Genomic DNA, 13,433 nt, shown 5'->3' on the forward strand with positions numbered 1-13,433 from the left:
TGATGAAAAAGGTGCTTTTTATTCGTCCCGACACCCGCGAGGACGGCAAAATTTGGTGGTGTGAATCCGGTAACGATCGGGTGGAATATCTGACGGGCTGGAGCGCGTTGAGCGAACTTTCCAGCCACCCGCTTTCTCAGCAGGTGTGCCTGCTGCTGCCGGCGAGCGAGACAATCTTTCGTCATTTTACCCTGCCAAAAAAAGGGTTTTCCGCCCAGACGGCGCAGTTCTCGTGGATGGCGGAAGAGACGTTGCTCGGCGAGGTGGAGACGCTGCACTGGACGGTGCTGAACAAAAAGGGACAGGAGGTGGATGCCGTAGCCATCGACGCTGAACGTCTGCGCCACTGGCTTGCGCTGTTCGCTCAGGCGGGCCTCGCGGTGGTTCAGGTTCTGCCGGATGCCTGGCTGCTGCCGGTGAGCGAAGGGGGCACTACGCTGGTGAGCCTGGAGGAGAGCTACTGGCTGCGTTTTTCTCCCTGCAGCGCTGGCGAAGCCGATGCGGTTCTGCTGCCGCTGCTGTTGCGTAAATGCCTGGCGGGAGAGGTGTGCTGCTACGGCGATGCGCCGCACGGGGTACAGGTGGATGAACTGCTGGCGTGGCAGCATCCGCTTGTGCTGATCCAACCCCAGTGGCAGGGCTGTCGTATCAACATGCTGCACGGAGAGTTTTCCGGGTGCAGCGCCAGCGGTCCGCGTTTGCGTCACGCGAAAACCGCTCTCACTGCGGCAATGCTGCTTTGCGTCGGCCTGCTGATCGGCCCCCGCATGGGTATGGCGTGGATGCTCACTCATCAGCAAAATGAGATCCACCGGGAGATGACCACCGTAGCGCAGCACTATTTCCCGACCCTGCGTCAGACCAGCAACCTGAAGTACTACGTCGGGCAGAATATCAGCAAGGCGAAAAAAGGGATCTTCCTGCAGCTCGAAGCGCTTAATCAAATCAAGCAGTCATTACCGTCTCTGGAGATCAACAGCGTGGAATATGACGAAACGCAAAATCAGCTGACGCTCAATGTAAAATCCATAGATAAACAAACCCTGCAGGATTTTGTCGCCCGCAGCGCCGAAACCTTTGACTTTGCGATGCAGCCGATTTCCGGCGAGGCGCCTTATACCGCCATTATTACCGGGAGCTATAAATGAAAACGCAAATAGCCCAGTTAAAAACCCGCTGGCAGAATTATAGCCCACGCGAGCGTAATTTATTTAAACTCTGCGGCGGGGCACTCTGCTGTGCGATGGTTTATTACGGCGCGATGATGCCGCTCGATACTCTGATCAAAAATAACGAGGCCGTGTTAATTAAGCAGAAGCAGACGCTGAACTGGATGCGTCAGGAAATTGATAAAAATCACCTCCAGTCCAGAGTGGTTAATACCCCTAACCCGCGCAGCGTGGTGGAAGAAAGTGCCAAAGTCGTGCACGTCGCGTTGACAGACGTGCGTCAGGAAGAGCAGTCGCTGACCTTTAACGTCGAGCGCGTCAACGTTTCTGCCCTGCAAAACTGGCTGCGTGAGATGAACGTCTCTTCCGGTATACACCTGGAGAAACTCGAGTTAACGCCGGTGGATCGTCAGAGTGACGTGAAAGCGCACATTACGCTGAGCTGGGCGAAAAGCGCATGACCCCGCTAATGCTGTTGCAGCAGGCGAATCTGCCGGGGCTGTGCGTCATGAGCGGAGCGCTGGGGGCAATCCTTGGCAGTTTTCTGGGCGTAGTCGCCGAGCGTATTCCGCCGCTGGTCATGGAAGAAGAGGGGGCAGGCAATCTGCTGTTTCCCGCCTCTCACTGCCCGGAATGCCACCATGCCCTGAGCGCGTGGGAAAATATTCCCATCATTAGCTGGTTCGCGCTGCGCGGTCGCTGCCGCCACTGCCATTGCGCGATTCCGCTGCGACTGCTGCTGGTGGAAGTCTGTAGCGCTGTCTTCTTCGCCGTCAGCGCCGCGCTGGCAACGTCATTTTCGGCGCTCATCGCGCTGTGGGTGATGTGGAGTTTTCTGCTGCCGCTGGTGGCGATCGATGCGCGCCATATGCTGCTGCCGGACTGCCTGACCCAGCCGCTGCTGTGGACGGGGCTGATGTTCCATGCCCTGTTCCGGACGCTACCGCTGACCGATGCTATCTTTGGCGCGGTGGCGGGCTATCTGTCGCTCTGGCTGGTTTACTGGGCATTCCGCCTGCTGACCGGCCGGGAAGGATTAGGCTATGGTGATTTTAAGCTGCTGGCGGCGCTGGGCGCCTGGTGCGGCTGGCAGGCGTTACCCTCTATTTTGCTGATCGCGGCGCTGGGGGGCATTATTATACATTGTCTGTTAAAGCCCTTTGAGAATAAAAATAACCTTATTTCCTTTGGCCCCTATATTGCATTTTCCGGGATGGGTGTATTTATTGCGCAAGTTTCGTATCTCATCTTGTAAATAATCTAGTCAAGTTTTTTTTGAAGTTTTTTCATTGGGGGAATGAAAGGAGAAAATAAATTTCCCACTGTATTCTCCTCTCCGCAATAAAAGATTTGTTGAATGTTTTATGAGTGGAGGAAGGTACGGCGTAATAATAAAAAGGTCTCTCGTGAACCAGAAGCGTTCACGATTAATTTATCAGTAAATAACGTTCGTCCATGTTTAATGGAAAAGCATGGGTATTTAATTTCACAAATCGTATTATCAGGATCAAATAATGAAATTTCTGAAGCCTAAATATCTGGCACTCTTCGTTGCAGCGGCTGCAAGCCCGGTATTCGCAGCAGTGCCAGGTAAAGCAACTATCGCCAGCGGTAATGATAAATTTGCCATTGTCGAAGTTGATCAGTCTGCTTCTGCTTACAACAGCCTCGTCAAAGTTCATGATGGCGCCGATGTTAAAGTGCAGTGGGACGTCTGGAGCGGCGCGGCGCCGACTTCAGCGAAAGTACTGCTCGACGGCAAAACCGTCTGGACCGGTGCTGGCAGCATGTCCGGCACGGCGACATTTAAAGTGAAGAAAGGCGGTCGTTATCAGGAAACGGTTGAGCTCTGCAACGCCAGCGGGTGCAGCACCAGCGCCAGCAAACTGATTATCGTCGCGGATACCGACGGTAGCCATCTGCTGCCGCTCAACACCACCATGCAGGAAAATAATAAAACCCTCTCTAAGCACACCGATAAAGTGGTCGGTGCCTATTTCCCTGAATGGGGCGTTTATGACCGTAATTTCCCGGTGGATAAAATCCCGGCCGCCAACCTCAACCACATTCTGTACGGCTTCATTCCGATCTGCGGCGGCGATGGCATCAACGACAGCCTGAAAACCATCGAAGGCGGTAACAGCTTCGAAGCGCTGAAACGCGCCTGTGCGGGCCGTCAGGACTTCCAGGTGGCGATTCACGACCCCTGGGCCGCCCTGCAGAAACCTCAGGCTGGCGTCAGCAACTGGGACGACCCCTACAAAGGCAACTTCGGCCAGCTGATGGCGATGAAGAAAGCCAATCCAGGGCTGAAAGTGCTGCCGTCTATCGGTGGCTGGACGCTGTCTGACCCGTTCTTCAAAATGCACGACCCGGCGATCCGCGCGCGCTTCGTCGCGTCCGTAAAAGATTTCCTGAAAACCTGGAAATTCTTCGACGGCGTAGACATCGACTGGGAATTCCCTGGCGGCGGCGGTCAGAACGAAACGCTGGGCAACCCGCAGCAGGATAAAGAGACGTATACCGCACTGATGCGCGAACTGCGCACCATGATGAATGAACTGTCAGCCGAAACCGGCCGTACCTTTGAACTGACCTCAGCAATCGGTTCAGGCAGCGACAAAATTGAAGACGTTGATTACACCGCTGCCCAGCAGTACATGGATCATATCTTCCTGATGAGCTACGACTTCTACGGCGGCTGGAGCAACACCGATCTGGGTCATCAGGCGGCACTGCGTGCGCCGGCGAACAAACCGGATACTAATTACACCACCGAAAACGGCGTGAATGCGCTGCTGGCACAGGGCGTACAGCCCGGCAAAATTGTCGTGGGGACGGCCATGTACGGTCGCGGCTGGACCGGCGTTCACGGTTACAGCAATAACAACCCGTTCACCGGCACGGCAACGGGCATGGTGAAAGGGACCTGGGAGCCGGGCGTGGTTGACTATCGTCAGATCGTTAACGACTACAAAGGCAAACCAGGCTGGGAATACAATTATGACGCGACCGCAGAAGCGCCATACCTGTTTAACAAAAATACCGGTGATCTGATCACCTATGAAGACGCGCGTTCCGCAACGGCGAAAGGCCAGTATGTGCTGGCGAAAAACCTGGGCGGTCTGTTTGCCTGGTCTATCGACTCCGATACCGGAGACATTCTGAACGCGATGAATGAAAGTCTCACCAGCGGTGGTGCCGCGCCGGTTGATCCTGTGGTGACCAACCATGCGCCGGTGGCAACGGCGGCTGACCAGACGGTGACCGGTCCGGTAACCGTGACGCTGGATGGTTCTGCCTCCACCGATCCGGATGGCGATGCCATCACCTACAAATGGACGCAGATCTCAGGCCCGTCGGTGACCATCACCAACAGCACCAAAGCGAAAGCGACCTTCAACGCTGCAGCGGTTACCAGTAACCAGACTCTGGCGTTCCGCCTGACGGTAACTGACGCGAAAGGGTTGAGCAGCACCGCTGACGTTCAGGTTGTGAACAAGGCGCCGAAAGCGAACCAGGCACCGGTGGTTAACCAGATGGAAGCCGTTACCCTGGAAGCGGGCCAGAACTACTCTCTGCACGCTCAGGCCAACGATCCAGATGGCGATGCGCTGACCTACTCCTGGAGCGTTCCTGCCGATATGCAGGCGACAGGTGCAGATACTGCAAACCTGAACATCACCGCCCCGGACGTGGACACGGAGTCTACCTACACCCTGACCGTGGTAGTGAACGATGGCAAGACCAGCGTACAGACTAATGTCCAGGTAACCGTGACGCCTAAAGCAGCGGAAACTCCGTCTGACGAAGGCAATACCCCTTCCGATGAAGGCAACACTCCGTCTGACGAAGGTAACACCCCTGCCGATGAAGGCAACACGCCGTCTGACGAAGGTAACACCCCATCCGATGAAGGCAATACGCCGTCTGACGAAGGTTCTGCCACCAATAGCTGCGATAACCCTGTTGATGCCAATGCCAGTAAGTATGCTGCCTGGAGCGCAAGCAAGGTTTACAACGCCGGGAATACCGTCAGCTTCGACAACCTGGTCTGGAAAGCAAAATACTGGACTCAGGGCAACCAGCCGGGCTTCGGCGTGGATGCATGGGAGCTGGTCAGTCAGGTGAAATTCAACTGGCGCTCCGACGTGGTCTATAACGGCGGCGATACCACTACCTACAATGGTTACACCTACACCGCGAAATGGTGGACGAAGGGTGATAAACCAGATAGCAGCGATGTATGGGTGAAAAAAGGCCCTGCGACTGACTGCCAGTAAGTCACTGCCATAACGATGCGGGTAAGGAACTTGCCCGCGATCACGGTCCACGTCCCGCAACGGACGTGGACCGTAAATCAGGAAACAGAGCAATAAGCGCGTAAGGAGACAATGAAAAAGAGCCGGACTGAAAATGAAAACGTTATTTTTATTGTTGCTGATAATAAGCCATAGCGTCTTTGCCAACTGCTGGGATAAAGCCGCCAGTTATTATCATGTGGATCCTTATCTGTTGTATGCCATTGCTAATGTTGAATCGGGAATGAATCCCAACGCGATTGGACAGAATAATGATGGCACGCGTGATGTCGGCCTGATGCAGATTAACAGTTCACATTTTTCCGAGCTGGAGCGAAAAGGCATTAATGAGTACCGGTTAATTACCGAGCCCTGCACCTCGATTATGGTTGGCGCATCGATATTATCCGGAATGATTAAAGTTTATGGCTATAACTGGGAGGCGGTCGGCGCCTATAACGCGGGTCTGAAAAAAGAGAATTACCCGCAGCGCATGGTCTATGCCCGTAAGGTCTGGAATAAATATCAGAAGTTAAAACGTAGCACCCGTAACCGTTATTATTATTGATTTTTATTTTTTGAAGAGTACCGACTGGTGTTCTTCATAAAACGAAAACTGCTCCCGGGTTTATTTATTAAATGATTAATAAATAAACCGCGAAACAAATTAACTTTTATAGACCCTTAATATCCTTAAGAGGACCATTGAATATGAACAAAAGGACATTACTCAGTGTTCTTATTGCGGGCGCATGTGTTGCACCGTTTATGGCTCAGGCAACCCAGCTGCAGGCCAGCAGCGAACCTTACACCGTTAAGGCCAGCGATCTGCAGAAGAAAGAGCAGGAGTTGACCAACTTCCCGCTGATGGCTTCAGTGAAGTCAACCATTCGCACGCTGGACAACAGCCTGGTGGAACAAATTGAGCCGGGTAAATCGACAAACCCGGAAAACGTCAAGCGCGTGGAAGGGATTATCAAGGCCAGCGACTGGGAATACCTCTTCCCACTGCGTGCGCCAGAATATACCTACAGCAACTTCCTGAAAGCGGTCGGTAAATTCCCGGCGCTGTGCCAGACCTATACCGATGGTCGTAACAGCGATGCCATCTGCCGTAAGTCTCTGGCAACCATGTTCGCGCACTTCGCGCAGGAAACCGGCGGCCACGAGTCCTGGCGTCCGGAAGCCGAGTGGCGTCAGGCGCTGGTTTACGTGCGTGAGATGGGCTGGAGCGAAGGTCAGAAGGGTGGCTATAACGGCGAATGTAACCCAGATGTCTGGCAGGGGCAGACCTGGCCGTGCGGTAAAGACAAAGATGGTGATTTCGTTAGCTACTTTGGTCGCGGTGCGAAACAGCTCTCCTATAACTACAACTACGGCCCGTTCTCTGAAGCGATGTACGGCGACGTCCGCGTATTGCTGGACAAACCTGAGCTGGTGGCGGACACCTGGCTGAACCTTGCTTCCGCGATCTTCTTCTTCGCCTACCCGCAGCCGCCAAAACCGAGCATGCTGCAGGTTATCGATGGCACCTGGCAGCCGAACGATCACGATAAGGCGAATGGTCTGGTACCGGGCTTCGGCGTGACCACGCAGATCATCAACGGCGGCGTGGAGTGCGGTGGCCCGACTGAGATCGCCCAGTCTCAAAACCGTATCAAATACTACAAAGAGTTTGCCAACTACCTGAAAGTGCCTGTTCCGTCTAACGAAGTGCTGGGCTGCGCCAACATGAAGCAGTTCGACGAAGGCGGTGCCGGCGCGCTGAAGATCTACTGGGAACAGGACTGGGGATGGAGCGCGGATACCCCGTCAGGCCAGACCTACTCTTGCCAGCTGGTGGGTTACCAGACGCCATTCAGCGCCTTTAAAGAGGGTGACTACACCAAATGCGTGAAGCATTACTTCAACGTCAACGTGGTGGGTGAAGACGGGACTTCCGACGGCGGTAGCGTCACGCCAGCTCCGACGCCGACCCCTGTCGACCCAACGGACGAAGGCAATACCACGCCGGTGCCAGATGATAACACCCCGGCTCCGGATGATAATACGCCAGCGCCGGTAAACCATGCGCCGGTAGCAAAAATCGCCGGTCCAGTGGGGGCGGTTGAAGCGGGGAAATCTGTTTCTCTGAACGCGTCTGGCTCGACTGACGAAGACGGTAACCACCTGACTTATACCTGGACGGCTCCGAACGGCCAGACCGTAAGCGGCGATGATAAAGCGATTATTACGTTCAATGCACCGGAAGTGGCGGCGGCGACGCAGTACCCGATCAACCTTACCGTCAGCGACGGCGAGCTGAGCAGCACCACAACCTATACGCTGAACGTACAGGCTAAGCAGACCAACGGCGGCCAGACCGGGACTTACCCGACCTGGACTTCCAAAACCAAATGGAAAGCAGGCGATATCGTTAACAACCGCGGCCAGCTGTTCCAGTGCAAACCTTATCCGTACAGCGGCTGGTGCAATAACGCGCCATCCTACTACGAGCCAGGTAAAGGGATTGCATGGCAGGACGCGTGGACTGCGCTGTAATCAGCAAAACAGTAAAATGACAAACGGCAACCTTCGGGTTGCCGTTTTTTTTCTCATCGTAAAAATGCAGGACCCGATCTACCGATGAAGCTTCCCGTGATCCCGCAGCCACGCCGCCGTACGCGTAATCCCTTCATCCAGCGTCACGATCGGTTTGTACCCAAGTTCGTTCTCCGCCCGCGAAATATCCAGCGTGAAATCAAAGTTAAGCTTCGATACGCCGTAATGCGTCAGCGCAGGCTCTTTGGCCGATTTACTGCCAAAACGCTCCATGCTGCGGGCAATCATATCCAGCATTGGGTAAGGGACTGAACGGATGCGGCAGTCGATCTGCAGCTCGTCAATTAAGCGCTGCACAATGCTGCGCAGCGTGCAGGGTTCGCCGTTCGTGATGTTGTAGGCGCGACCGGAGATGAGCTTATCGCAGTCCGGCTGGCTTGCCAGCCACATGGCGTGAACGGCGTTTTCGTAATAGGTCATATCCACCATCGCATCGCCGCCGCGCGGCAGCAGCACGCTGCCGTAGTGGTGCATCATCTGCGCCAGACGCGGAATAAACACTTTGTCGTGCGGCCCGAACAGGCTCTGCGGACGTAAGACCGTAAAACGAGTGTGCGGGTTCGACTGTGCCAGCAGGTCAATTACCTCTTCGCTGGCCGCCTTGCTGCGGGCAAACTCGCAGGCAAAGCGAGCAGGGCGGAAATCTTCCTGCACGTCACGATGGTGGTGATAGTCAAAATAGAGCGACGGTGACGAGATATGAATAAAGTTACGCACGCCCCAGGCGACGGCCCATTCGCCCAGACGGCGGGTTGCCCGCACGTTGGCGAGATCGAAGGCTTCCTGGGTACCCCATGGGGAGGTGAAACTGGAGCAGTGCCACAGCGTGTCGATACCGGCGAGCATCACTTTCGCCTGCGAGGAGACCAGCTCCGTCAGGTCAGCATGGACGAACTCCGCGCCCATTTTTTGCAGCAGTTTTCCCATCGCTTCGTTGCGACCGGTAGCCCTGACGCTGATGCCCTTGTTGCGCAGAAATTCGACCGCATTTCGGCCTAAGCCGCTGGTCGCCCCGGTAACCAGTACCTTCATATCAATCCACTGTGTTGAAAAGAATTTCGTGCGCATTCTTTCGTGAATTACGGCGCTATGCAATGGGAAAGGTGAAAGAAAGAGAGTTTTATTTAGATCTTTTCCGTCTTTTGTTCTGCCCGTTGCGCAATCCGCTTCGCCATCCCCCGGAAGATAAACAGGTGGGCGGGAATCATCAACAGCCAGTAGAACAGACCCGGCATTCCGTGCGGATGCCACCAGGCGCGGACGTCCAGTTCGCGATGGTCGCCTTTGTCTTTGAGGGTAAAGCAGAGTCGCCCCAGCCCCGGCGCTTTCATACCGAACAGTAGCGCCAGCTGTTTTTCCGGCTCGACGATGATCACCTTCCAGCTGTCGACCGCGTCGCCAACCTCAAGATACGGGCGTGCCGGGCGGCCTTTTGCCAGCCTGTGCCCCACCAGCAGATCCATTGCTCCACGCGTTTGCCAGAGGATATTGCCGAAGAAATAACCGTCTTTGCCGCCAATCTGGTTCACCACCTCCCACAGCGCGGCCAGGCTGGCGCGGGTTTTCACCGTGCAGCCCGCCTGTTTCGGGTAATAGCCGTACTCCGGGCGCCAGCGGGCAAACGCCTGGGCGTCGTAACCCCAGTCGCTGGAGTTCACCAGCTGCTCTTCTTCTTTCAGCGTATTGCGCACGGCATCGTCAAAGCGGATCAGGCCCTGGGGAATGAGTGCCCGCAGTTCGCGATCGTCCGCCAGTAAATCATGTTTGAGCCCCTGGATCAGCGCTTTGGCGGTCGTCGGCGGCACCGAGGTGATCACATTCAAAAACCACACCGAAATCCAGCGGGTCGGAAAGGGGATGGGGATCAGCCAGCGGCGGCGGCCGCTGACGCGCATGAAATGTTCGAACTGCTCCTGATAGCTCAGCACTTCAGGACCTGCCGCCTCGAGCACGCGGTGTTGCTCCGCCGGGTGATCCAGCAGGGCCACCAGATAATGCAGCAAATTCTCCAGCGCAATCGGCGTGGTGCGCGAGCGCACCCAGCGAGGCGGCGTGAGTACGGGAAGGTTGTAAACCATATCGCGCATCACTTCGAAGGCGGCGGAGCCTGCGCCGACGATGATCCCGGCGCGCAGTTCGGTGACGGGGATATTCGCCCCGCGCAGGGTTTCAGCCGTCAGCTGGCGGGCGCGCAGGTGATCGGATTGCTCGTGTTCGGGCGCCTGGAGCGAGCTTAAAAAAATGACCTGCTTCACCGGGGTTTGCAGCAGGGCGTCGCGAACGTTCATCGCCACCTGACGCTCGTGGGCGATAAAATCCCCGCCTTCGCCCATGCTGTGCACCAGATAGTAAAGCGTGTCGACCCCTTCCAGCAGGGCGGGAAGTTCCTTCGGCCAGTTGAGGTCAACGCTGTGGCAGGTAACGCCAGGCAAACTGAGTTTTTGCAGGCGTTCGGTGTTGCGTGCCGCTGCCAGCACCTGATGTCCCTGCTGGCTTAACGCCGCGGTGAGATGCTGACCGATGTACCCGCTGGCGCCGAGCACCAGAATGCGTTGCGGCACGTGATGCTCCTTATCGCTGTAAAAACGCCTGCCAGTGTTTCACCACGTCAGCCAGCTGTTCGCGGCTCACGTCGAGATGCATGACCAGACGCACGACGGGTGAGGCGTTGATCAGCACGCCACGTGATTTCATAAATTCGCCCAGCGCGGCGGCGCGGTCATCGCCCACGCGTACGAACAGCATGTTGGTGTCGTGGCGCATCACCTCGGCGCCAATCTCGCGCAGCTGCGTAGCCATCCACGCGGCGTTGTCGTGATCGTCCTTCAGGCGCGCCACGTTGTTTTTCAGGGCATACAGCCCGGCCGCCGCCAGAATACCCGCCTGACGCATGCCACCGCCGGTCATTTTGCGCCAGCGGTTGGCGCGCTTGATGTAGTCTGCGTTGCCCACCAGCAGAGAGCCCACCGGCGTGCCCAGCCCTTTGGAGAGGCAGATGGTGAACGAGTCGCAGTATTGCGCAATCTCTTTCAGCTCGCAGCCGTACTCCACGACGGCATTAAAGATGCGCGCGCCGTCAACGTGCAGGCCGAGCCCGCGCTCGCGGGTGAATTCCCACGCTGCTTTCAGGTATTCGCGCGGCAGGACTTTGCCGTTGTGGGTGTTTTCGAGGCTGAGCAGCCGGGTGCGGGCGAAGTGAATATCGTCGGCTTTGATTTTCGCCGCGACTTTATCGAGCGGCAGGGAACCGTCCGGCGCGGCGTCAATCGGCTGGGGCTGAATGCTGCCGAGCACGGCGGCACCGCCTGCTTCATACAGATAGTTATGCGCGCCCTGGCCGACGATATACTCTTCACCGCGCTCGCAGTGGCTGAGCAGCGCGACCAGGTTAGCCTGCGTTCCGGTCGGCAGGAACAGCGCGGCCTCCTTGCCGCTCAGTTCAGCCGCGTAGCGCTGCAGCTCGTTGACCGTCGGGTCATCGCCGTAGACGTCGTCCCCGACCGGGGCGGCCATCATCTCTTCGAGCATGGCGCGGCTCGGGCGGGTTACGGTATCACTGCGTAAATCAATCATTTCACATCCCTTTATTTTAAGAGGTCGTGCGAAATGTTTTACCTGAGCCAGTTGGTTTTTGCCAGTTCGATCACCTCGTCACCGCGCCCGCTGATGATGGCGCGCAGCATATACAGGCTAAAGCCTTTGGCCTGTTCCAGCTTAATTTGCGGCGGGATCGCCAGCTCTTCTTTGGCGACGACGACATCCACCAGCACCGGACCGTCGATGGAAAACGCACGCTGCAGGGCTTCGTCCACCTCTGAGGCTTTCTCCACGCGAATACCGGTGATGCCGCAGGCCTCGGCGATGCGCGCGAAGTTGGTGTCGTGCAGCTCGGTGCCGTCCGTGAGATAGCCTCCGGCCTTCATCTCCATCGCCACGAAGCCCAGCACGCTGTTGTTGAAAACCACGATTTTCAGCGGCAGCTTCATCTGCACCACCGACAGGAAATCCCCCATCAGCATGCTGAACCCGCCGTCGCCGCACATTGCCACTACCTGACGCTCCGGCGCCGTCGCTTTTGCGCCCAGCGCCTGCGGCATGGCGTTGGCCATCGAACCGTGGTTGAACGAGCCGAGCAGGCGGCGTTTTCCGTTCATCTTCAGATAGCGTGCCGCCCAGACGGTTGGCGTGCCCACGTCGCAGGTAAATATGGCATCGTCGTCAGCGAAATGGCTGATCTGCTGCGCCAGATACTGCGGGTGAATGGCTTTGTCGCTCGGTTTGGCGAGGTCGTCCAGCCCCTTGCGGGCGTCGCGATAGTCGCTCAGGGCTTTATCAAGGAACTTGCGGTCCGTTTTTTCTTCCAGCAGCGGCAGCAGGGCGGCAAGGGTAGATTTGATGTCGCCCACCAGCGCCATATCGACCTTGCTGTGCGCGCCGATGCTGGCCGGGTTGATATCAATCTGAATGATTTTCGCATCCGTCGGGTAGAACGCGCGATACGGGAACTGGGTACCCAGCAGGATCAGCGTGTCGGCGTTCATCATGGTGTGGAAGCCGCTGGAGAAACCGATCAGACCGGTCATCCCCACATCAAAGGGGTTGTCGTACTCGACGTGCTCTTTACCGCGCAGGGCGTGGACAATAGGGGCCTTAAGCTTACCGGCGAATTCAAGCAGCTCCTTGTGCGCGCCCGCGCAGCCGCTGCCGCACATCAGGGCGATATTGCTGGAGTAACGCAGCAGCTGAGCCAGCTTTTTCAGCTCTTCTTCCGCAGGGGTTACGACGGGTTGCGGGGCGTGATACCAGTGGGTGCTGGCCCCTTCCGGCGCGGCCTTGAGGGCCACATCGCCCGGGATAACGACCACAGAGACGCCGCGGTTCAGCACGGCCTTGCGCATGGCGATTGCCAGCACCTGCGGGATCTGCTCCGGGGATGAAACCAGCTCGCAATAGTGGCTGCATTCACGGAACAGCTCCTGCGGATGCGTCTCCTGAAAATAGCCGCTGCCGATTTCGGAAGAGGGGATATGGGCGGCAATCGCCAGCACCGGCACGTGATTGCGGTGACAGTCGAACAGCCCGTTAATCAGATGCAGGTTGCCAGGACCGCACGAGCCCGCACACACGGCCAGTTCCCCCGTAAGCTGTGCTTCAGCGCCTGCGGCGAAGGCGGCAACCTCTTCATGGCGGGTAGGCATCCATTCGATAGTCTTCATCTTGTTGAGGCTGTCGCTGAGTCCGTTCAGGGAATCGCCGGTTACGCCCCAGATACGTTTCACGCCAGCCTGTTCGAGCGTTTTCGCAATATATGCAGCCACGGTTTGTTTCATGGTTGTCCGTCTCCTTTTTGTGATATCGCTTA

10 protein-coding genes are annotated in these 13,433 nt (G+C 56.7%); 6 read left to right on the plus strand and 4 right to left on the minus strand.

What is annotated here, in order from left to right; genetic code table 11:
- Window positions 1-2 precede the first annotated feature (2 nt).
- The 6 genes from gspL to INF68_RS03760 all read left to right on the plus strand — a co-directional run bounded on the left by gspL (window position 3) and on the right by INF68_RS03760 (window position 8,011).
- Window positions 3-1,148, plus strand: coding sequence for a type II secretion system protein GspL (gene gspL / locus INF68_RS03735; protein WP_126786673.1), 1,146 nt, complete (start codon window positions 3-5; stop codon window positions 1,146-1,148).
- Window positions 1,145-1,630: a type II secretion system protein GspM gene (gene gspM / locus INF68_RS03740; RefSeq protein ID WP_126786628.1), complete on the plus strand. Its 486-nt coding sequence runs from the start codon at window positions 1,145-1,147 to the stop codon at window positions 1,628-1,630. Before gspL ends, gspM begins: the two co-directional genes overlap by 4 nt.
- A complete protein-coding gene (locus tag INF68_RS03745) occupies window positions 1,627-2,424 on the plus strand; it encodes an A24 family peptidase (RefSeq protein WP_193525256.1) in 798 nt (265 codons plus the stop codon). The genes gspM and INF68_RS03745 overlap by 4 nt, the downstream gene beginning before the upstream one ends.
- Before the next feature lie 259 nt (window positions 2,425-2,683).
- Window positions 2,684-5,452, plus strand: coding sequence for a glycosyl hydrolase family 18 protein (locus INF68_RS03750; RefSeq protein ID WP_126786630.1), 2,769 nt, complete (start codon window positions 2,684-2,686; stop codon window positions 5,450-5,452).
- A gap of 133 nt (window positions 5,453-5,585) precedes the next feature.
- Entirely contained in the window at window positions 5,586-6,038 is a 453-nt protein-coding gene (gene iagB / locus INF68_RS03755; RefSeq protein WP_029739471.1) for a type III secretion system invasion protein IagB, read from the plus strand.
- 143 nt (window positions 6,039-6,181) lie between these two features.
- On the plus strand, window positions 6,182-8,011 hold the full coding sequence (locus INF68_RS03760) for a chitinase (RefSeq protein ID WP_126786631.1): 1,830 nt from the start codon (window positions 6,182-6,184) through the stop codon (window positions 8,009-8,011).
- A 78-nt stretch (window positions 8,012-8,089) separates the two neighbouring features.
- On the opposite strand, the gene INF68_RS03765 is transcribed toward INF68_RS03760, so the two are convergent.
- The 4 genes from INF68_RS03765 to poxB all read right to left on the minus strand — a co-directional run bounded on the left by INF68_RS03765 (window position 8,090) and on the right by poxB (window position 13,401).
- Window positions 8,090-9,103, minus strand: a complete 1,014-nt coding sequence (locus INF68_RS03765) for an NAD(P)-dependent oxidoreductase (RefSeq protein WP_063439202.1) — start codon at window positions 9,101-9,103, stop codon at window positions 8,090-8,092.
- Window positions 9,104-9,195: 92 nt separating this feature from the next.
- Window positions 9,196-10,632: an SDR family oxidoreductase gene (locus INF68_RS03770; protein WP_109846000.1), complete on the minus strand. Its 1,437-nt coding sequence runs from the start codon at window positions 10,630-10,632 to the stop codon at window positions 9,196-9,198.
- Window positions 10,633-10,642: 10 nt separating this feature from the next.
- The gene (gene ltaE / locus INF68_RS03775; protein WP_109846001.1) at window positions 10,643-11,644 is read right to left on the minus strand and encodes a low-specificity L-threonine aldolase; all 1,002 of its coding nucleotides are present in this window, start codon (window positions 11,642-11,644) and stop codon (window positions 10,643-10,645) included.
- 38 nt (window positions 11,645-11,682) lie between these two features.
- Window positions 11,683-13,401: a ubiquinone-dependent pyruvate dehydrogenase gene (gene poxB, locus INF68_RS03780; RefSeq protein WP_023310968.1), complete on the minus strand. Its 1,719-nt coding sequence runs from the start codon at window positions 13,399-13,401 to the stop codon at window positions 11,683-11,685.
- Between the last annotated feature and the right edge of the window lie 32 nt (window positions 13,402-13,433).

The sequence above is a fragment of the Enterobacter cloacae complex sp. P16RS2 genome (assembly GCF_014982155.1).
Taxonomy (GTDB): domain Bacteria; phylum Pseudomonadota; class Gammaproteobacteria; order Enterobacterales; family Enterobacteriaceae; genus Enterobacter; species Enterobacter cloacae_M.

What these genes read in the sequence shown, in the direction of transcription:
- gspL (WP_126786673.1), top strand. Translation starts at nt 3, where the DNA reads ATGAAAAAGGTGCTTTTTATTCGTCCCGACACCCGCGAGGACGGCAAA.
- gspM (WP_126786628.1), top strand. Translation starts at nt 1,145, where the DNA reads ATGAAAACGCAAATAGCCCAGTTAAAAACCCGCTGGCAGAATTATAGC.
- INF68_RS03745 (WP_193525256.1), top strand. Translation starts at nt 1,627, where the DNA reads ATGACCCCGCTAATGCTGTTGCAGCAGGCGAATCTGCCGGGGCTGTGC.
- INF68_RS03750 (WP_126786630.1), top strand. Translation starts at nt 2,684, where the DNA reads ATGAAATTTCTGAAGCCTAAATATCTGGCACTCTTCGTTGCAGCGGCT.
- iagB (WP_029739471.1), top strand. Translation starts at nt 5,586, where the DNA reads ATGAAAACGTTATTTTTATTGTTGCTGATAATAAGCCATAGCGTCTTT.
- INF68_RS03760 (WP_126786631.1), top strand. Translation starts at nt 6,182, where the DNA reads ATGAACAAAAGGACATTACTCAGTGTTCTTATTGCGGGCGCATGTGTT.
- INF68_RS03765 (WP_063439202.1), bottom strand. Translation starts at nt 9,103, where the DNA reads ATGAAGGTACTGGTTACCGGGGCGACCAGCGGCTTAGGCCGAAATGCG.
- ltaE (WP_109846001.1), bottom strand. Translation starts at nt 11,644, where the DNA reads ATGATTGATTTACGCAGTGATACCGTAACCCGCCCGAGCCGCGCCATG.
- poxB (WP_023310968.1), bottom strand. Translation starts at nt 13,401, where the DNA reads ATGAAACAAACCGTGGCTGCATATATTGCGAAAACGCTCGAACAGGCT.